The organism is Pseudomonas chlororaphis subsp. piscium, from assembly GCF_003850345.1.
In the GTDB taxonomy this organism is placed as follows: Bacteria; Pseudomonadota; Gammaproteobacteria; order Pseudomonadales; family Pseudomonadaceae; genus Aquipseudomonas; species Aquipseudomonas piscium.
Window position 1 is genome coordinate 3,323,636 of record NZ_CP027707.1, and the last position, 19,836, is coordinate 3,343,471.

At 64.9% G+C, this 19,836-nt stretch carries 19 protein-coding genes; 13 read left to right on the top strand and 6 right to left on the bottom strand.

Annotated elements, in window-relative coordinates:
• Positions 1–184 precede the first annotated feature (184 nt).
• The 11 genes from C4K38_RS15410 to C4K38_RS15460 all read left to right on the top strand — a co-directional run bounded on the left by C4K38_RS15410 (position 185) and on the right by C4K38_RS15460 (position 11,872).
• Positions 185–874, top strand: a complete 690-nt coding sequence (locus C4K38_RS15410; RefSeq protein WP_053279119.1) for an isochorismatase family protein — start codon at positions 185–187, stop codon at positions 872–874.
• Positions 875–943: 69 nt separating this feature from the next.
• Positions 944–1,570: an isochorismate family cysteine hydrolase YcaC gene (ycaC, locus tag C4K38_RS15415; RefSeq protein WP_053279120.1), complete on the top strand. Its 627-nt coding sequence runs from the start codon at positions 944–946 to the stop codon at positions 1,568–1,570.
• 168 nt (positions 1,571–1,738) lie between these two features.
• On the top strand, positions 1,739–3,124 hold the full coding sequence (locus C4K38_RS15420; protein WP_053279211.1) for an OprD family outer membrane porin: 1,386 nt from the start codon (positions 1,739–1,741) through the stop codon (positions 3,122–3,124).
• 22 nt (positions 3,125–3,146) lie between these two features.
• Positions 3,147–4,070, top strand: coding sequence for a SphA family protein (locus C4K38_RS15425; protein ID WP_053279121.1), 924 nt, complete (start codon positions 3,147–3,149; stop codon positions 4,068–4,070).
• Positions 4,071–4,328: 258 nt separating this feature from the next.
• A complete protein-coding gene (locus C4K38_RS15430; RefSeq protein ID WP_053279122.1) occupies positions 4,329–4,997 on the top strand; it encodes a GntR family transcriptional regulator in 669 nt (222 codons plus the stop codon).
• 82 nt (positions 4,998–5,079) lie between these two features.
• Positions 5,080–5,889, top strand: coding sequence for an ABC transporter substrate-binding protein (locus tag C4K38_RS15435; protein WP_053279123.1), 810 nt, complete (start codon positions 5,080–5,082; stop codon positions 5,887–5,889).
• An 11-nt stretch (positions 5,890–5,900) separates the two neighbouring features.
• Complete coding sequence (locus C4K38_RS15440) at positions 5,901–6,668, top strand: amino acid ABC transporter permease (protein WP_053279124.1); 768 nt, start codon at positions 5,901–5,903, stop codon at positions 6,666–6,668.
• A 2-nt stretch (positions 6,669–6,670) separates the two neighbouring features.
• Positions 6,671–7,450 (top strand): amino acid ABC transporter ATP-binding protein, encoded by a 780-nt coding sequence (locus C4K38_RS15445; RefSeq protein WP_025808922.1) that lies wholly within the window; start codon positions 6,671–6,673, stop codon positions 7,448–7,450.
• Between the two features lie 32 nt (positions 7,451–7,482).
• Complete coding sequence (locus C4K38_RS15450) at positions 7,483–9,093, top strand: gamma-glutamyltransferase family protein (protein WP_053279125.1); 1,611 nt, start codon at positions 7,483–7,485, stop codon at positions 9,091–9,093.
• Positions 9,094–9,216: 123 nt separating this feature from the next.
• Positions 9,217–10,038: a polyphosphate kinase 2 gene (gene ppk2, locus C4K38_RS15455; protein WP_053279126.1), complete on the top strand. Its 822-nt coding sequence runs from the start codon at positions 9,217–9,219 to the stop codon at positions 10,036–10,038.
• 49 nt (positions 10,039–10,087) lie between these two features.
• A complete protein-coding gene (locus C4K38_RS15460) occupies positions 10,088–11,872 on the top strand; it encodes a SulP family inorganic anion transporter (protein ID WP_053279127.1) in 1,785 nt (594 codons plus the stop codon).
• Between the two features lie 32 nt (positions 11,873–11,904).
• Here the strand turns inward: C4K38_RS15460 and C4K38_RS15465 are convergent, their stop codons facing one another.
• The 3 genes from C4K38_RS15465 to C4K38_RS15475 form a co-directional block, all read right to left on the bottom strand.
• A complete protein-coding gene (locus C4K38_RS15465; RefSeq protein WP_053279128.1) occupies positions 11,905–12,285 on the bottom strand; it encodes a nuclear transport factor 2 family protein in 381 nt (126 codons plus the stop codon).
• A gap of 29 nt (positions 12,286–12,314) precedes the next feature.
• A complete protein-coding gene (locus tag C4K38_RS15470) occupies positions 12,315–13,442 on the bottom strand; it encodes an NAD(P)-dependent alcohol dehydrogenase (protein ID WP_053279129.1) in 1,128 nt (375 codons plus the stop codon).
• A gap of 269 nt (positions 13,443–13,711) precedes the next feature.
• Positions 13,712–14,371: an O-methyltransferase gene (locus C4K38_RS15475; RefSeq protein WP_053279130.1), complete on the bottom strand. Its 660-nt coding sequence runs from the start codon at positions 14,369–14,371 to the stop codon at positions 13,712–13,714.
• Positions 14,372–14,499: 128 nt separating this feature from the next.
• Here C4K38_RS15475 and C4K38_RS15480 point away from each other — a divergent pair, with 128 nt between their 5' ends.
• Positions 14,500–15,138, top strand: a complete 639-nt coding sequence (locus C4K38_RS15480; protein WP_053279131.1) for a TetR/AcrR family transcriptional regulator — start codon at positions 14,500–14,502, stop codon at positions 15,136–15,138.
• Positions 15,139–15,211: 73 nt separating this feature from the next.
• Here C4K38_RS15480 and C4K38_RS15485 read toward each other — a convergent pair whose 3' ends face one another.
• Positions 15,212–16,144: a universal stress protein gene (locus C4K38_RS15485; protein WP_053279132.1), complete on the bottom strand. Its 933-nt coding sequence runs from the start codon at positions 16,142–16,144 to the stop codon at positions 15,212–15,214.
• Positions 16,145–16,455: 311 nt separating this feature from the next.
• Here C4K38_RS15485 and C4K38_RS15490 point away from each other — a divergent pair, with 311 nt between their 5' ends.
• Positions 16,456–17,346: a universal stress protein gene (locus C4K38_RS15490; protein WP_053279133.1), complete on the top strand. Its 891-nt coding sequence runs from the start codon at positions 16,456–16,458 to the stop codon at positions 17,344–17,346.
• A gap of 31 nt (positions 17,347–17,377) precedes the next feature.
• On the opposite strand, the gene C4K38_RS15495 is transcribed toward C4K38_RS15490, so the two are convergent.
• Together C4K38_RS15495 and C4K38_RS15500 are read right to left on the bottom strand one after the other, a co-directional pair.
• Positions 17,378–18,406 carry an XdhC family protein gene (locus C4K38_RS15495; RefSeq protein WP_053279134.1) on the bottom strand — a complete coding sequence of 343 codons (1,029 nt, stop codon included), beginning with the start codon at positions 18,404–18,406 and terminating at the stop codon, positions 17,378–17,380.
• A gap of 77 nt (positions 18,407–18,483) precedes the next feature.
• Entirely contained in the window at positions 18,484–19,836 is a 1,353-nt protein-coding gene (locus tag C4K38_RS15500; protein WP_053279135.1) for a c-type cytochrome, read from the bottom strand.

Below are 19,836 nucleotides of genomic sequence, written 5' to 3' on the forward strand. Positions count from 1 at the left end.
TCAGCAGTCGTGGTTACACCGCTGGAACAGTCGAGAGGGGGCCATCAGGTAAACGACTGCCGCCAGGCCCCCGGGGCCGGCCCATGGCCCAGCCCCTACCCAGGCTTGCCCAGGACGGCAGCCAGCGCCGGGCATTCAGCCCGTTCCCCATGCCATGAGGGCACCCCACGCAGGAGAAATGGAAATGAGCACATCAGGACACGCAGCCAACTTCAATGGGGCCAAACCGACCATTGATCCGACCGACACAGCGATGTTGCTGATCGATCACCAGAGCGGACTGTTCCAGATCGTCAAGGACATCGAGGTTCCCCAACTGCGGGCCAATGCCATCGCCCTGGCCAAGGCGGCCAGCCTGCTGAAGATCCCGGTGATCACCACGGCCTCGGTGCCCCAGGGCCCCAACGGCCCCTTGATCCCGGAGATCCAGGAAGCCGCTCCCCATGCCCGCTACGTGGCGCGCAAAGGCGAGATCAACGCCTGGGACAATCCCGAGTTCGTCGCCGCGGTAAAAGCCACTGGCAAGAAAACCCTGGTGATCGCCGGCACCCTGACCAGCGTCTGCCTGGCATTCCCGTCGATTGCCGCGGTGCATGCCGGCTACAAGGTGTTCGCGGTGGTCGACGCCTCGGGCAACCATTCGCGCCTGGCCACCGATCTGACAATCGCCCGCCTGGCCCAGGCCGGGGTGGTGCCGATCGACATCATGGCCACACTCTCCGAACTACAGGGCTCGTGGAACCGTCCCGACGCCGAGGACTGGGCCCGCGTCTACACCCAGGCGATGCCGCACTACCAACTGCTGATCGAGAGCTACATCAAGGCTCAGCAAGTGGCCAACAATCACGAAACCCTCGACTCCCAGCGCAGCTGAACAGGGCCGGGGCTTTCTGCCTTTTCAGCGCAAACCATCGGGGTTTGTGCTGTTTCTCTGGAGATGGACATGACCACTACCTACAAGCGTCTCGACAAAAACAACGCCGCCGTGCTGCTGGTGGATCACCAGGCCGGCCTGCTGTCCCTGGTGCGCGACATCGACCCGGACAAGTTCAAGAACAATGTGCTGGCCCTGGCCGACCTGGCCAAGTACTTCCAGCTGCCGACCATCCTCACCACCAGCTTCGAGACCGGCCCCAACGGCCCACTGGTGCCCGAGCTCAAGGCGCTGTTCCCGGACGCGCCGTACATTGCCCGGCCGGGCCAGATCAACGCCTGGGACAACGAGGACTTCGTCAAGGCGATCAAGGCCACCGGCAAGAAGCAGCTGATCATCGCCGGCGTAGTGACCGAGGTTTGCGTGGCCTTCCCGGCGCTGTCGGCCCTGGAAGAAGGCTTCGAGGTGTTCGTGGTGACCGATGCCTCCGGCACCTTCAATGAGCTGACCCGCGATTCGGCCTGGAACCGCATGTCCACCGCCGGCGCCCAGTTGATGACCTGGTTCGGCCTGGCCTGCGAGCTGCACCGCGACTGGCGCAACGACATCGAGGGCCTGGGCACCCTGTTCTCCAACCACATCCCGGACTACCGCAACCTGATCACCAGCTACAACACCCTGACCTCCGGCAAGTAACCGCCGGGCAAGGGCTGCCGCTCCTGGCAGCCCTTGCCTGCGGGCCCGCCCAGCGAAATCTCGCTGGATAGCCGCGCCTCGATATCCCGCCTGACGATTGCTGAAACCACCATGACCACACGAAACCAACCCCTGGGTGTGCCTGCCATACGCCTGCAACGCTGGGCGATGACCCTCGGCCTGTCGCTGACACTGGTCGATGTCCGGGCCGACAACTCCCTGGGCCAGCGCGACAACCTCAGCACCGCCATCAACGAGCGGCAAAAGGCCGAGCTGGCGGTGCCGGCCGGGTTTGTCGGGGGTTCGTCGCTCAACGGCCTGCTGCGCAACTATTACCTGGCCCGGGACAACCACGATACCCCGGCGCGGCAGGACCAGCGCGAGTGGGTGCAGGGCCTGTACCTGTCGTTTCGCTCGGGCTACACCGACACGCCGATCGGTGTCGGCCTGGATGTGCACGGGTTCTACGGACTCAAGCTCGACGGCGGAGGCGGCAGTGGTGGGGCGGGGCTGTTGCCGCTGGATTCGCAACGGGCACCCCAGGCGGATTTCTCCGCCGCCGGCGCGGCCCTGAAGCTGCGCGGCTTCGACAGCCTGCTCCAGGCCGGCGACCAGTACCTGGAGAATCCGCTGGTGGCGGGCGGGGTCAGTCGCCTGTTTCCCCAGACCTTTCGTGGGCTGACGCTGAAGAACTACAGCCTGGAACACCTGACCCTGGACGTCGGCATGGTCGACTCCACCCGCCTGCGCAACCAGAGCGGGCAGAGCCACCTGACCACCAGCTATGGCAGCGGCACCAAGAGTGGGGTCGCTGCCGACCGCGAAGCCTCGCGCATGGCCTGGGCCGGGGGCATCTACAGCCCAGCGGATGGGCCCACGCTGACCCTGTATGGCGGGCAACTGAGCGATATCTGGCGCCAGTACTACGCAGGCGTGAGCCAGCCCTTCAAGCTGAACCAGGGCATCAGCCTGACGCCTTACCTGCATTACTTCAAAACCCGCGACCAGGGCCGCGGCCAACTGGGGCGCATCGACAACGATACCTACAGCGGCGGGCTGACCCTGGCCGGGGCGGGGCAGAGCCTGACCCTCGGGGTGCAGAAGGTCGATGGCAATACCCCGTTCGACTACATCGCCCAGGACGACCGGTCCTTTCTCTACCTCAGCAATTCGCAGCAATACGCCGACTTCAACGCGCCGGGGGAGCGCTCCTGGAAACTCCAGTACCAGACCAGCCTGGCCTTTATCGACGCCCCGGACCTGCAGTTCAGTGCCGCCTATACCCGGGGCGAGGCCGACCTGACCCGGGTCGACCCCGGCAGCCAGGGCTATGGCTACATCTATAACGCGGCCGGCAAGGACGCCCATCACTGGGAGCGCGACCTGTCGCTGCGCTACGCCGTGCCCGACGGCCGGGCCAAGGGCCTGAACCTGACCTTGCGCTGGGCCGCGCACCGCACGGGGCAGGGCTACACCGCCCCGGGCAATACCCGTGGCAATGCCAACGCCGACGAATACCGGGTGATAGTCGATTACCCGTTCAGCATTTTCTAACCGGCCGCAGAGGGGCTGTTGCATGAACCGAACGAAATGGGTCAAGGCGCTGGGCATCAGCTCGGCGCTGGCCTGCGCCACGAGCGAAGCCGACAGCGTCAGTCTGCCGCCCCTGGCCCTGGGCAATACCAGCTTCATGGACGGGGTCGCCGGCCCGGGCGGGCTGTTCGAACTGCCGGTGCAGTACTACCGCAGCCATTCGGCCTACGATGCCCGTGGCCACTCGGTCCCGGGCCGGCAGCAGGTGCACAGCACCACGGTACTGCCGCACCTGGCCTATTTCAGCAGCGACACCCTGCTGGGGGCGAATTATGGCGCCGAGGTGCTGTTGCCGCTGGTGAACCTGGAGCTGGACATCGACCAGGGCCCCAAGGGCCGGCGCACTCGCCAGGGCGATGTGATCGTCAGCCCGTTCCTGTTGCAATGGGCCCCGGTGTCGTTCTTCGGCCGGCCTTACTGGCAGCGCCTGAACTTCGTGTTCTCGCTGCCGACCGGTTCCTACAGCAAGGATTCGAGCATCAATACCGGGAGCAATGTCTGGGTGTTCAACCCGCACTATGTGTTCACCTGGGAGCTGAGCGAGCGCCTGGAAGTCAGCGGGCGCATTCATTACGCCTGGTCCAGCCGCAACCATGATCCGGCGTCGGTGCTGGGGGCCGATAGCATTCAGCCGGGGCAGGCGGTCCACTGCAACCTGGCGCTGTCCTATGCGCTCTCGGACCGTTGGCGGGTCGGGGTGGCGGGTTACCAGCTCAAGCAGATCAGCGACGACCGCATCGACGGCCATCGGCAGAAAGACTCCCGGGAACAGGTGCTGGGCATCGGCCCAGGGGTGATGTACCGCCAGGGCAAGCAGACTCTGTTCGCCAACCTCTACTTTGAAAGCGCTGCTGAAAATCGCGCCCAGGGCTCGCAACTGACCCTGCGTTACCTGCGCACCTTCTAGGCGCCGCGCCTGCTAAAGCGCCACATCGGGTGACCCGCGCCCCCGGTGTTACCGCGAGCACATTTTTCGCGCCCGACAAGCCCCGTCCTGGGGCATTTTCACTCGCCTTTCTGGCTGGCGATCTTCTTCGCCAGCCTTCCCGGATCAGCAAAATTCAACCGAATCAAGCACCTGTAAAACGTGCAGGGGCTTTGGCATGCAATGTGCTTTTTTTGGCTATATGGATAATTGGATACAAAAATTCAAAAGGTGCCGCCGATGAAATTCGCCCCAGCCTATACCGAGCGCCAGCCCGTGACCGCGGAGGAGGAGGCCTACAACTTTCTGCTGGAAGCGATCTGCAAAGGGCGTTTCCGCACCGGCGAGCGCTTGATCGCCGAGGACATCGCCAGCGAAATCAACATGAGCCGGATGCCGGTGCGCGAGGCCTTCCGGCGCCTGGATGCCGATGGCCTGGTGACCCTGCGGCCCAATCGCGGGGCCATTGTCCGTGGCTTGAACATCGATGAAATGCGCGAAGTCTTCGAAATGCGCAGCGCCCTCGAAGGCCTGGCGATCCGGGTGGCGGTGAGCAAGATCACCGAACGCCATTTCAGCCATCTGGAGCGCCTGCTCGATGAGATGGACGACTACCGCGAAGACGGCGCCGAGTGGGTCAGCCGCCATCGCGCCTTCCATGAATACCTGTGCAGCCTGAGCGAACGCCCACGGCTGATGCGGCAGATCTCGGCGCTGTATTCGGTGATCGAGCCGCACATGCGCCTGTGGCTGCAACACGCCGACAAACCCCGCAGCGCCCGTGACGAACACGCCTCGATCATTGCCGCGCTGCGTTCCGGCGACCCGGACAAGGCGGCGCAGGTGGTGTGCGAGCACATCGAAGGCACCATCCCGCGGCTGATCCAGTTCCTGGAGGCCCATCAGTAAAAAATTGCATTTCTTGCCGAGCGCTTAACGCCTGCCGTTAGCGCCAGCGCCCCTTGCTACCCGACATGACTGGAGTAATGCCATGCACAAGCCTTGCGCGTCAGCTGCCGTTCTTACCTTGAGTCTATGTTGCTCCCTATGGGCGCAAGCCGCCCCCGAGTTGCCGGAGCGCTTGAGCAAGAGCGAGAAGATCGTCTACTGCTCCGGCATGGACTCGCCGCCGCTGGTGTCGTTCGACACGCAACAGAAACCGGTGGGGCTGCAGGTGGACATGGGCGAGGCGATTGCCCAGCGCCTGGGCGGCAAGAAAGTCGAGTGGCGCATCTCGCCTTTCGCCGGGCTGATCCCGGCGCTGCTGGCGCAGCAGTGCGACATGATCGTCGACCAGCTGTTCGACAAGCCCGAGCGCCGGGAAGTGATCGACATCGTCAACTTCATGTACTCCAGCCAGTCCATCGTGGTGCCCAAGGGCAACCCGAAGGCGGTGAACAGTCTTGGGGACCTGTCCGGGCTCAAGGTGGCGGTGAGCAACGGTTCGACCATCCGCCTCCTGCTCGGCGCCGAGAACGACAAGCTGGTGGCGGCCGGCAAGCCGCCGATGAAACTGGTGGTGTACAACGTCGACGCCGATGCCTTCCAGGCGTTGCGCATCAACCAGGTGGACGCCTTCGGCACCACGGTGGAATCCGCCGGGCACTATCAGCAACTGGCCCCGGACCTGTTCCAGTCGGCGGTGCCGGCGTTCAACCGGATCCTCACCGGCTTCGGCGTGCGCAAGCAGGACCCGCAACTGAGCGCGGCGCTGGGCAAGGTCCTGCAGGACATGCGCGCCGACGGCAGCTACACCGCGCTGCTGGATAAATGGCACGTCGGCGGCGACAAACTGGACTGAGGGCAGGCTCGATGAACTTCAATTGGGACGTGTTCTGGCAGTACCTGTTGCTGCCCAGCGATGTCTACCTGACGGGGCTCGGGCTGACTTGCCTGATCAGCGTGTCGGCCATGCTCCTGGGCTGTGTGCTGGGGTTGCTGGCGGCGCTGATGAAGCTGTCGCGCAATCCGCTGTTGCAGTACCCGGTGCGCTTCTATGTGTGGCTGATGCGCGGCACGCCGCTGCTGGTGCAGATCGTGTTTCTGTACACGGCGCTGGCGGCCGGGGGGATTTTCCGCTTCGAGGACCTGGACCTGGGCTGGTTCGTGGTGCCGGGCAATATCCAGGCGGCGATCATCGCCCTGGGCCTCAACGAAGGCGCGTACATGGCCGAGATCATCCGCGCTGGCATCGGTGCGGTGGACAAGGGGCAGTACGAAGCTGGGCGTTCCCTGGGCATGACCTTCGCCAAGCTGATGCGGCGCATCGTGCTGCCCCAGGCGTTCCGGGTGATAGTCCCGCCACTGGGCAACGAGTTCAACGTGATGCTGAAGAACACCACCCTGGTCAGCGTCATCGGTGTGCAGGAGCTGTTGCTCAGTACCCAGATGGTCACTTCGGCGACCTTCCGGGTGTTCGAGTTGTACCTGGTGGTCGCCATCTACTTCCTGGCGTTGACCACGCTCTGGGGCTTTTTCCAGCGTTGGCTGGAGAACCGCTTCGGCCAGTCCGAGCGGCCGGCGCCGGCCGCCAGCCGCCTGTTTGGGCGTAACACTATGAAACTGCTGAGGGGGCGTTGAGCATGGCGCACATGAGCGAAGAACTGGTCATCGAAGCCCTGGATATTCACAAGTCCTTCGGCGACCTGGAGATCCTCAAGGGCATCTCCCTGCAAGTCCGGCGCGGCGAAGTGGTGGTGCTGATCGGCGCCTCCGGCTCGGGCAAGACCACCTTTATCCGCTGCATCAATCTGCTGGAAGACATCCAGGCCGGGCAGATCCGCGTCGCCGGCCAGCCCATGGGCTACCGCACCCGGGCCAACGGCAGCCTGGTGCGTGATTCGGAGCGCAACATCGCCCGCCAGCGCCGGGACATCGGCATGGTGTTCCAGCGCTTCAACCTGTTCCCGCACATGACCGCCCTGGAAAACATCATCGAAGCGCCAGTCCACGTCCTGGGCGTGCCACGCGCCGCCGCGGAGGAACAGGCGCGGGCGCTGCTCAAGCGCGTGGGGCTGGCGGAGAAGGCCGGCCACTATCCATCAATGTTGTCTGGCGGCCAGCAACAGCGGGTGGCGATCGCCCGGGCGCTGGCGATGAAACCCCAGGCCATGCTGTTCGACGAACCGACCAGCGCTCTGGACCCGGAAACGGTGGGCGAAGTCCTGCAAGTGATGAAGGAGCTGGCGGAAGAGGGCATGACCATGGTGGTGGTCACCCACGAAATGGGTTTTGCCCGCGAAGTGGCCGACCGGGTGGTGGTGCTCGATCAGGGTGAGCTGATCGAGCAGGGCCCGCCCGAACAGATCTTCAGCCAGCCCCGCCACGCCCGGACCCGGGCCTTTCTCAGCCGGGTGTTGTGAACCCGAACCCTCAACCTTGTGTGAGTCCTGCCATGTTCAAATTTTCTGCCCACGAGTATCCCTACGCTTCCCAGCGGCAAAGCGTGTTCGCCAAGCGCGGCATGGTCGCCGCCTCCCAGCCATTGGCCGCCGAGGCCGGCATTGAAATCATGCGTCGCGGGGGCAACGCCATCGATGCGGCGATCGCCACGGCGGCGGCCTTGACCGTGGTCGAGCCCACCGGTTGTGGCATCGGCGGCGACGCCTTTGCCCTGGTCTGGACCCAGAACAAGCTGCACGGCCTGAATGCCAACGGCGTCGCCCCCCAGGCCCTGAGCATCGAGGCAGTGAAAGCCGCCGGCCATGAACAGATGCCGTTGCACGGCTGGACGCCAGTGACGGTGCCAGGCTGCCCGTCGGCCTGGGCCGAACTGTCCAAGCGTTTCGGCCGCCTGCCATTCGCCGACCTGTTGCAGCCCGCCATAAGCCTGGCACAGGACGGCTTCCCGGTGTCGCCGGTGGTTGCCCTGCAATGGCAAAGCGCGTTGGAGAACTTCACCCCGAGCCGCAATACCGTGCTCGATAGCTGGTTCGACACCTATCTGATCGACGGCCGGGCACCCCGGGCCGGGGAGATGTTTCGCAACCCGGCGCAAGCCAGGACCCTGGCGGAGTTGGCCGCCACTGGCTGTGAAAGCTTTTATCGCGGAGCCCTGGCGCAACGCCTGGACCAGCACTCGCGGGCCACCGGCGGTTACCTGCGCGCCAGCGACCTGCAGGATTACCGCGCCCAGTGGGTCGAGCCGATCAAGGTCAACTATCGCGGCGTGGACGTCTGGGAGATTCCGCCGAGCGGCCAGGGCCTGGTGGTATTGATGACCCTGAAGATTCTCGAAGGCTTCGACTTCGATCACCGCGACAGCCAGCAGACCTGGCACCGCCAGCTCGAGGCGATGAAACTGGCCTACAGCGACGGCCTGCACTACATCACCGATCCCGCGCATATGCGGGTCGCGGTGGAGGACCTGCTCAGCGACCGCTATGCGGCCCAGCGCCGGGCGCAGATCGGCGAACAGGCCCTGGCCCCGCAGCCGGGCGACCCGCACGCCAGCGGCACGGTCTACCTGGCCACCGCCGATGCCGAGGGCAACATGGTGTCGTTCATCCAGAGCAACTACCACGGCTTTGGCTCGGGCGTGGTGCTGCCCGACAGCGGCATCGCCCTGCAGAACCGCGGCGAAGAGTTCAGCCTCGACCCTGCGCACGCCAACTGCCTGGCACCGGGCAAGAAGACCTTCCACACCATCATCCCGGGGTTCCTCAGCCAGGGCGGCGTGCCAATGGGGCCCTTTGGCGTGATGGGCGGCTACATGCAGCCCCAGGGGCATGTGCAGATGGTCATGAACCTGGTGGATTTCGGCCTCAACCCGCAGGCGGCCCTGGATGCGCCGCGCTGGCAATGGCTGGGCGGGCTGCAAGTGGGGATTGAACAGAACGCCTCGCGGGACATGACCGCCGCCCTGGCGCGGCGCGGGCACGAGGTGCAGGTGGCCTGCGACCTGACCAGCTACGGGCGCGGGCAGATCATCCTGCGCGACCCGCAAACCGGCGTGCTGTGCGGCGGCACCGAACCGCGCACGGATGCCCATATCGCGGTGTTCTGAGCCAAGGGGGCGGGCGAGGGCGCTTGTCCTTGCCGCGCTCCCAGTCGGCCTGCACAGCCCTGTGGATGCCGGATCATCGACTAGACTCACGCGATCTATAACGTCTGGCACGAGGTTCCGGTCATGGCAAAAAACAACAAGGGCGCCGCCAAGGGTGCTGCCGTTGAGCATGCGAAACTGACAAAAAAAGACTATGAGGACCAGTTGCGCCGCTTGCATGTGGAGCTGGTCAAGCTGCAGGAGTGGGTGCGCGAAAAGGGCATCAAGATCTGCATCGTCTTCGAGGGGCGCGACGGCGCCGGCAAGGGCGGGACCATCAAGGCCCTGACCGAGCGCCTGAGCACGCGGGTGTTCCGGGTGGTGGCGCTGCCGGCGCCGACCGACCGCGAGAAAAGCCAGATGTACCTGCAGCGCTACCTGCCGCACCTGCCCGCGGCGGGCGAAGTGGTGATCTTCGACCGCAGCTGGTACAACCGCGCGGGCGTCGAGCGGGTGATGGGGTTCTGCAGCGAAGAGCAGGCGGTCGCCTTCCTCAAGGCGGTGCCGCTGGTGGAGCGGGCGATCGTCGACTCGGGCGTGATCCTGCTCAAGTATTGGCTGGAGGTCAGCCCGGAAGAGCAGACCCGCCGGCTCGAAGCGCGGATCAAGGACGGACGCAAGATCTGGAAGCTGACGCCCATGGACGTCAAGTCATACAGCCGCTGGTATGACTACTCCCGCGCCCGCGACGAGATGTTCAAGGCCACCGACACCGAACATGGGCCCTGGCTGGTGGCCGACTCCAACGACAAGCGCCGCGCGCGCCTGAATATCATCTCCGACCTGCTCAGCCGCATTCCCTACAAGGACGTGCCACGGGAGCCAGTGGTGTTGCCCAAACGCCAGAAGCCGGGCGGCTATCGGGCGTCGGACCATCCGCTGCGGCGGGTTCCGGAGAAGTTCTGAGCGGCACCTGTAAGCCAACCTGCGCAGTACAGCAAAGGACCCGCGTCCCATGAGCCACTCGGGGTCTTCACCGCCCGTCCCGGAACCCGGCCGCATCGCCCGTCGGGATGCCGGCGACGGGCAGAACCGCTGGAGTCGCTGGCTACCGGGGCTGCGCATGCTGCGCGAATACCGGATCGCCTGGTTGCGTTATGACTTGGTGGCCGGGCTGGTGCTGACCACCATGCTGGTGCCTGTCGGCATCGCCTACGCGGCGGCGTCGGGCCTGCCCGGCATCTATGGCCTCTACGCGACCATAGTGCCGTTGCTCGCCTATGCGCTGTTCGGCCCCAGCCGGATCCTGGTGCTGGGGCCGGACTCCTCGCTGGCCGCGGTGATCCTCGCCGTGGTCCTGCCACTGTCCGGTGGTGACCCGCAGCGCGCGGTGGCGCTGGCGGGGATGATGGCGATAGTGGCGGGTGCGGTGTGCATCCTGGCCGGCATCGCGCGGCTGGGGTTTGTCACCGAGCTGCTCTCCAAGCCGATCCGCTACGGCTACATGAACGGCATCGCGCTGACGGTCTTGATCAGTCAGTTGCCGAAACTCTTCGGCTTTTCGGTGGACGCCGAGGGGCCGCTGCGCAACCTGTGGGCCATCGCCGCTGCGTTGCTGGAAGGGAACACCAACTGGACCGCCTTCATGGTCGGCGCGGCGACCCTGGCGGTGATCCTGCTGTTCAGAAACCACAAGCGGGTGCCGGGCATCCTGATCGCCGTCACCGCGGCGACGGTCGCCGTTGCTGTACTGGACCTTGCGGCAACCGCCGGCGTCTCGGTCCTGGGCTCGCTGCCACAAGGCCTGCCGGCGTTCGCCATGCCCTGGATCACCCGCGCCGATATCGTTCCGGTGCTGATCGGCGGCTGCGCGCTGGCCCTGGTTTCGTTCGCCGATACCAGTGTGCTGTCCCGTGTCTACGCGGCGCGGACCCGCACCTATGTCGACCCGAACCAGGAAATGGTCGGGCTCGGCGTCGCCAACCTGGCCGCCGGTCTTTTCCAGGGTTTTGCCATCAGCAGCAGCTCGTCGCGCACCCCTGTGGCCGAGGCCGCCGGCGCCAAGACCCAGCTGACCGGAGTCATAGGCGCCCTGGCCGTGGCCTTGCTGCTGGTGCTGGCACCGGACCTGCTGGAAGACCTGCCCAGCAGCGCCCTGGCCGCGGTGGTGATCGCATCCGCCATCGGCCTGATCGAAGTCAGCGACCTGCGACGGATTTATCGCATCCAGCGCTGGGAGTTCTGGCTGTCCATCGTCTGCACCATAGGCGTGGCCGTGCTGGGTGCGATCGAGGGCATCGGCCTGGCCATCGTGATCGCCGTCATCGAGTTTCTATGGGATGGCTGGCGCCCTTATTCGGCGGTTCTCGGGCGGGCGGAAGGCGTCAGGGGTTATCACGACATCAAGCGTTATCCCGACGCGCAGCTCATCCCCGGCGTGGTCCTGTTTCGCTGGGATGCGCCGTTATTTTTCGCCAACGCCGAGTTGTTCCATGACCGCGTGCTGGACGCCGTGGCGGCCTCGCCAACGCCGGTGCGCTGGCTGGTGGTGGCGGCGGAACCGGTGACCAGCGTCGACGTGACCTCCGCCGACATGCTGGCGGAGCTGGACGACAGCCTGCACGCGGCGGGCATCAAGTTGTGCGTGGCCGAGATGAAAGACCCGGTCAAGGACAAGCTGAAGCGGTTCGGGCTGTTCGCGCGGCTGGGCGAAGCGGCGTTCTTTCCGACCATAGGCGATGCCGTCGACAGCTACCTGGCGCTGTACCCGGTGGAGTGGGCGGGGCGCGAGGATCACTGAGGCGCGGCGGCAGCGCCATTCAGGTCACGGCCTCAGGCAGGGCCGGGGTGCAGATAGAAGACTTTACTGATCACTGTCCACTGCCCATCGATCTTCAGCAGATTGAGGAAGTCGGTAAACCTGTGGCCATCGACGTTATCCAGGTCGAGACGGACGCTGGCGGCGTTGCCGACGATATCGACGCGGGTGACGCTGGATTGCAGATCGGGGGAGGCCGGGAACCGATCGATGTCATCATACAACTGTTGGATATCCGGCCCGAAAAACTCAGTGCCGTTGAGGCCGTAAATCGTTGCCTGCTCATGAAACGCAGGCTTCATCGCCTCGCTGCTGGCCAGCCTGTTGCCTGCGATGTAGTGGCCGAGGGTGTCGATGATCCCTTGGTACTCCTGGATATGGCTTGGGTGGCTCATGCCTGACTCCTTGCAAGGTTGATTGGCGTTCACTCCATCAGCAGCACGGGCTTGATGGTGGCCCCCGATTTCATGTCGGCAATGGCGTTTTCTATCTCATCGAGGCGGTAGTGCCGGATCAGGCGGTCGATGGGGAACAGGCCATCGCGGAATAGCTTGACCAGTTGCGGCAGGAACTTTTTGGGTTGGCTGTCGCCTTGCAGGATCCCGCGCACGGTGCGCCCGAACAGCAAGTGGGTCATGTCCAGGCTGACCTCGGCGCCGGGCTTGGAACCGCCGATCAGGCCGCATATGCCTCGCGCCTGGAGCATCTGGAAAATCGACTGCAACACCGCGGGATGGCCGGTGGTGTCCAGCCCATAACGCACGCCGCCGGGGCAGAGCGCCAATACCGCTGGCAGCGGGTCGCTATCGGAAGAGTCGAAGACATGGGTGGCCCCCAGTTCCCGGGCCAGCGCCAGGCGCTCAGGCACCCTGTCGATCACGATAATCGGATGGCAATGGCTGATCGCCGCGGCCATCACCGCGGCGAGGCCGACATTGCCGGCGCCGGTAATCACCAGGGAGCTGCCGACCTCAGGCCGCAACGTATTGAGAATCGCCCCGGCGCCGGTCTGGAAGCCACACCCCAGGGGCGCCAGCATCTTCAGGTCGAGATCGGCGTCGACCACCACCACGTTGTCCTCGGTGGCAATGGCGTGGGTCGCCAGTGCCGACTGATTGAAGAAGGCGCCATTGATCCGCTCCACGCTGCCCGACGGCAGGCGCTTCAACAGCGGCGCCGGCACGTCCCAGGCCTTGCCGGAATAACGCATGCCGGAAAAATTCATCTGCATGTGGTGCCAGCAATAGGCCTTTGCCCCTTCCACGCAACTGGGGCAGCTGCCACAGGCGGAGAACGACATCAGTACATGATCCCCCGGCTTGACCGACTTCACCCCAAGCCCCACGGCCTCGACTATGCCCGCGCCTTCATGGCCGAGCACCACGGGCAAGGGGGTAGGGTAGAACTGGTCGCGGATGATCAGGTCGGTGTGACAGATGCCACAGGCAAGGATCCTGACCAGGACCTCGCCCTCCAGGGGCGCTTCTAGTTCCAGGTCTTCGATCAGGAAAGGTCCGCCAGACTCGCGAACAACAGCAGCCTTGATGTGCATGGTGGAAGTCTCTGCCTTGATTTTCGGGGAGCTCAGGGATGTCCAGGCGATGCGGCCGGTGGTTTGTCCAGCGCTGCAAGCCGGGTCGATGGAGCGGGATTATCGAAGGGCCAGGCGGGCCCGAATAATGGTATTTGGCGATCCATCCATGCCAGATCGGGTATAGGGCCAGCCTTTGGCGAGCATTGCGTGAGATGGGGAGGGCGATACGGGACGGCAGTAGGCGAATCTGCCGCGTCGCGGGCGGCAGATCTTCATGGTTACGGGACTCAGCCGAGCCGCATCGACAGCTCCACGTCGTCGCCGAAGGGCACGGACAGGTAGCCGCTGCCGGGCGAGCGGACACGTGCCAGGTAGTCCGGGCAGTAGTCCGTGTTGTCGGCGACGATCAGCGCGCCCGGCCGCAGGCGGCTTTCGACCAGGGCCAGGATGTCGGCATACAGCGCCTTGGCGCCGTCGAGCAGCAGCAGGTCGATGGACTCGGGAAGGTCGACCGCCAGGGTCTTCAACGCGTCGCCCTCGCGGATTTCCACCAGGTCAGCCAGGCCGCCTTCGAGCAGGTGCTGGCGCGCCCGTTCCACCTTGGATGCCTCGAACTCGCTGCCGATCAGGCGGCCGCCGCCGTTGTCGCGGATGGCCGCCGCCAGGTGCAGGGTCGAGATGCCGAACGAGGTGCCGAATTCGACGATGTGTCGGGCCCGGGTGCTGCGCGCCAGCATGTACAGCAGCCCGCCGGTCTCGCGCGAAACCGGCAGCCAGAGGTCCTTCAGGCGGCCATAGAAATCCAGGTATTCGGTCTTGCTGTGCATCAGGCGCTTGCGTTCCTCGCGGGGGATGCCGGCGACGGCCGGGCTGGTCGCCGTATCGGCCTGCTCGAACAGGCGATCGAGCAAGGGTGCGAGTGGGGAGGTAGTCAGTGTGGTGGTCATGGGGCATCCCTTCCGAAATTGACGCCTGGCGGCGCGTGGCTAAAATGCGATCAATTCGTCGCATTTAGAGGATATGAGCAAGTGACTGCATCCGCTATTCGCATTGGCTCCGGCCCTGTCAGGCCCTCATGAGCAACCGCCGAACCCCGCAGGTTTCCTCGCGAAAAGCGCCTAAACAGGCCCGCTCGACGGAGCTGGTCGCGGCGATTCTGCAAGCCGCTACTCAGGTTTTGGCCAAGGAAGGCGCGCAGCGTTTCACTACGGCGCGGGTGGCCGAAAAGGCCGGCGTCAGCATCGGCTCGCTGTACCAATACTTCCCGAACAAGGCGGCGATTCTGTTCCGGCTGCAAAGCGATGAGTGGCAACAGACCACGCAGATGCTGCGCAGCATTCTCGAAGACCTTGGCAAAGCCCCACTGGAACGGCTGCGCATCTTGGTCCAGGTGTTTATCCAGTCCGAATGCGAGGAGGCCAGGATGCGCGTGGCGCTCAACGACGCCGCGCCGTTGTATCGTCACGCCCCCGAAGCGCAGGCCGTCAAGGCGCAGGGCGAGAGGATTTTCCAGGCTTTCATGGAGGAGGCGCTGCCCGACGCGTCACCGGCAATCCGAGCCCTGGCCGCCGACTTGATTACCAGCACGCTCAGCAGCGCGGGCAAGGAGTTTTCAGAAAGCCCGCGTACCGCCGCAGAGATCGAGACCTACGCCGACGCGATGGCAGACATGTTCTGCGCCTACCTCACGCAATTGGCGCACCGCCATGGCTGACCGGTAAAGGCCGCGAGGTTGTCGGGTACCAGGGACGTCCTTCGATGCCGGTCAGGCGCGCGGGGGAATACTTTTATCCAGCCGTCAACACCTCTGGCGACACCACCCATACGCTGCAAGGCATCTTGTACAGCAACTGCTCCGCCGTGCTGCCGATCAGGCGCCCCAAGCCACCACGATGGCCGATCCGGCCCATGACAATCACGTCGATGTCATGGGTTTCGGCGTAGCTGGCAAGGACCTTGGCCGGGTTGCCCATGATCATGTGCTGGCGTTCCGCTGGAATGCCGTTGCGTCCGGCCAGTGCGTTGAGGGCAGCGCCCTGTGCGTCGAACAGGGTCTTGGCTTTGCTTGAGGAGAAGAACGTCGAGCTCTGGTCGAAATTGAATTCGTCCGCGCCGATAGAAGACAGGTCATGGGCATAGACCACCTCGAGTTCGGCGTTACAGGCACTGGCCAGTTTTGTCGCCTCATGCAGTATCCGGTCGTTGAAGTCCTGGTACTGGTCATCGCGATGGAATGGGTCGACCGCCGCGACGATCCTGCGGGGCAGCGCATGCTGCAGGTGGCTGACAAAATGCAGGGGCACCGGGCATTCGCGCAGCAAGTGGATATCCAGGGGGGTGAAAAACACCCTCGACAGCAGCGATTGGTGCTCCAGGGCCTTGATCAGCAGGGCCATGGGCTGTTCTTTGAGGTGCGTCAGGATTTCTTGCAGCGGGTTTTGCACCCACACCACTTCAGTGGTGACGGTGACACCCAGTTTGCGCATCGGGCGGGCCTGCTCTTCAAGCCATTGGCGATGGCGCTCGACGTAGCCTAGGCGCATTTGCTCCAGGGCCTGTTCGTTGACTAGGCTGGCCGTGGCCAAACCCTCCAGGTAGTCGAAGGCCACGATGTGCAGTGCCGCGCCTTCGGCCCTGGCCAGCGCGGCGGCCCGATCGAAGGCCGGGCTGTTTTCCATCAGCGGCGAGGCGACCAGCATGAAGCGTGATTGCTCGGACATGACAAATCTCCCGTGGGTAATGGCAGGCAACGGCAACGCGTCTGTGGCCGTGAAACCTTGCTGCGATCCTGCCTCTGGCCGGTGGTGTGCGTTTGATCTGTATCAAGCCGTCCGGTCGTGGAGCAGGCCAACTGACGTATGGTCAGCCGCGAGGGGGCCCATTGATGAATTATTGATCATGTCGGCGCATTGCGCGGGGATCTGACATGGATCAGCACCCTGGAGGCGCTAAGGGAGGAATCTGGATTGACGCGGATGCCTGTATCAATGGGCGTCTGGCGCCGAAGGCCCACCTGTCTGGAGGTTAGATCATGAGCCAGTATCAACGGTTGCTGCTGATCATCAACCCGGCTCAACGCCATGCCCACGCCATAGGACACGCCGCCGCCCTGGCCCAGGCCAGCGGTGCGAGCCTGCATATCGCGGCCTTGCTGAGGTCTCTGGATATTCTGTCGTTGCTTGAAGAGGGCGACCGCAAACAAGCCCGGGAAAGTTACCTGCAGGACCAGCGCGACTGGCTCGAGGCCCAGGTAGAAGACCTGCATGGCAAGGGGCTTGCCGTGACAACGGAGGTGGCATGGGTCGATGACATGGAGCAAGACATCCTCGACCATGTCGTGGAAATGCAACCCGACCTGCTGATCAAGCAGATACAGCATGAGCCGAAGCTCAAGCGCGCGTTCTTCACCCCTCTGGACTGGCACTTGCTGCGCCACTGCCCGATACCGGTCTATCTGATTGGCGGGAATGGCTACGCCTTGCCCCGCAAGATCGTGGCAGCGGTCGAGGTGTCGGATACCGAGCCTGCGGACAACGACCTCAATGAGCGGATCATCCATCAGGCCGCCGGCCTGGCATTGCAGTGCGATGCCGAGCTGCACCTGCTGTATGCCTGTGATATTTCCGCGGCCTTTCTGGCGGATATGGGCGGCGTCGACCTGACCCTGGCGGGTCTTACCAGGGAGTTGCACGAGGATCTGGAGCAATCTTTCCTCAGGCTGGCCGAGCGTTTTGGCGTGCCGGCCGAGTGTCGACACTTCATCAGGGGGCAACCCGTCTCGGTGCTGAGCGAGTTTGCCCACGCCCAGGATGTGGATGTGATCGTGATGGGCAGAAACCAGTCCCGTGGGCTGGCCAAGCTATTGGGCAGCACCACCGAACATATTCTGTATCAGGCGTCTTGCAGCGTTCTGGCGGTCTAGGGGAGGTCGGTATGGCCGGCCCCGGACTGACTCAAAGTGCCGCCACGGAGTCGAGTTGCTCGCGGGCCTGCTTGGCATTCGAAATGTCGACGGCGCGGGGCAGGGCGACCCCGTTCTTGGCGGCGAGGATCTCGGCCATGACGCTCACGGCGATCTCGGCGGGCGTCTTGCTGCCGATGTAGATACCGATCGGGCCGTGCAGGCGCTGGAGCGAGGCTTGGCTCTCGCCGAAGTGCTCGATCAGGCGTTCGCGGCGTTGCAGGCTGTTGCGCCGCGAACCTATCGCGCCGATGTAGAAGGCCGGGCTGTGCAGTGCCTCGAGCAGGGCCAGGTCGTCGAGCTTGGGGTCATGGCTGACGGCGACAATGCAACTGCGCAGGTCCGGGGCGAAGGCCCGGACCACGTCGTCCGGCATGCCGACCAACTGCTCCACGCCCGCGATGCTCCAACCGCCGATGTATTCGGGGCGGGGGTCGCAGACCGCGACCCGGAAACCGTTGAACAGCGCCATGGTCGCCAGGTACTCGGCCAATGCGCCAGCCCCGATCAGCAGCAAGCGGTAGCCGGGGCCCAGGGTGTTGACCATCTGTTGGCCATCGAAGACGAACTGCTCCGGCGCGTTGCTGGTGGCCAGGGCCACCTGGCCACTGCCCAGGTCCAGGCTGCGGCGCACCAGGTGGCCGGCGTTGAGCTGGGCCAGCAGCCGTTCGAGGGCAGGCCTCGATGGCGTGAATTCGAGGATCAGTTCCAGCGTGCCGCCACAGGGCAGGCCGAAGCGGTGGGCTTCGTCGGCGCTGATGCCATAACGCACCACCTGTGGCGGCCCGTCCGGCAGGCCGTTGCCACTGTAGGCGCTGGTGTAGCGGTGGATCAGATCGTCCTCGATGCAACCGCCCGACACGCTGCCCACCACCCGACCGTCGCCGCGCAGGGCCATCATCGAACCCACGGGGCGGGGCGAGGAGCCCCAGGTGCGGGCCACGGTGGCGAGCAGGACCCGTTGGCCGGCCTGGAGCCAGTCATGGGCGGTGCTCAGGACCAGTAGATCGATGCTTTCCATGGGGACCTCGGTTGTTCATGGGAGGGGCTGCCGGCAAATCCGATCCTGGAGGAGGGGATCGCCTGCAGCCCTTCTTTTCAGCGCATGTGCAGGACGATCGGGCTGCTGCTGGCCGGGTCGGTATGCCCGCGCAGCTTGCCGACCGCTTGTGCATCGACCGCGCTACCCTGGTTGCCCCAGGTGCCGCGCACGAAGGTCAGGACCTCGGCGATTTCCCGGTCCGACAACTGCTCGCGAAAGGCCGGCATGCGGTAGGCGTCCGGCACGCCGGCGCTGACGATGCGCTGCGAGCCGTTGAGGGTGATGTTGATCGCCGACGCGTTTTCCTTGGCCAGTGCCGAGGTGGCGCCGGCCAGGGGCGGCATCCACTCGGCCTGGCCCTGACCGTCCAGGCCATGACAGGAAGCGCAGCGGGTCACGTAGGTATGGGCTCCGGGGCTGTCCACTCGGGTGGCGGCGGACACGGCCTGGTACTGCCAGGGCGTGCCGTCGCGCTGCGGGTCGCCGGGCAGCGACTTGAGGTAGCGGGCGATCGCGGCCAGGTCCTCGTCGGCCATGAACTGGGTGGAGTTGTTGAAGGCTTCGGTCATCGAGCCGTAGACCACCGCATGCTTGTTGCGCCCGGTCTTGAGGAACTGCACGATTTCCGGCTCGCTCCAGCGTCCCAGCCCGGTGTTGGGGTCCTGGCGCAGGCTTGGCGCGTACCAGCCGTCGAGCAGGGCGCCAGCGAGGAATGGCGCGCCGGACTCGTCCAGGGCTTTCTCGTTGAACGCCAGGCCGCGCGGGGTGTGACAGCTGCCGCAGTGGCCCGGTCCCTGGACGATGTAGGCGCCGCGGTTCCACAGCGCGTCCTCGGCGGGCTTGGCCGCGTAGGGCGTGCTCGGGGCGAACAGACCGTTCCACAGCGCGATGGGCCAGCGCATATTGAGCGGCCAGGGAATATCGCTGGGGACGTTGGGCTGGTTGGCCGGTTGCACGCCTTTCATGAAGAACGCGTACAGCGCGCGCATGTCATCGTCGCTGAGCTTGACGTAGGACGGGTAGGGCATGGCCGGGTAGAGCCGCCGGCCGCCCGGCGCGACGCCATGGCGCACGGCGCGGTCGAAGTCGGCCAGGCTGTAGGCGCCGATGCCGGTGTCCCGGTCGGGGGTGACGTTGGTGGCGTGGATGGCCCCCAGCGGCGTGGCCATTTCCAGGCCGCCGGCGAAGGGCGTCTTGCCTGGCAGGCTGTGGCAGGCCACGCAGTCGCTGACCCGGGCGACGTACTCGCCGCGGCTCACCAGTGCGGGGTTGAAGCTGCTCGCTGCGGCCTGTTCCTGTTCAAAGGGCGAGGCAGGCTGGCGGGTCACATACCAGGCCAGCAGGCCTGCCGCGACCAGGCACGGCAAGGCCAGCCAGCCTGCGGTTCTTGCGAATCGGCTGTTATTCAT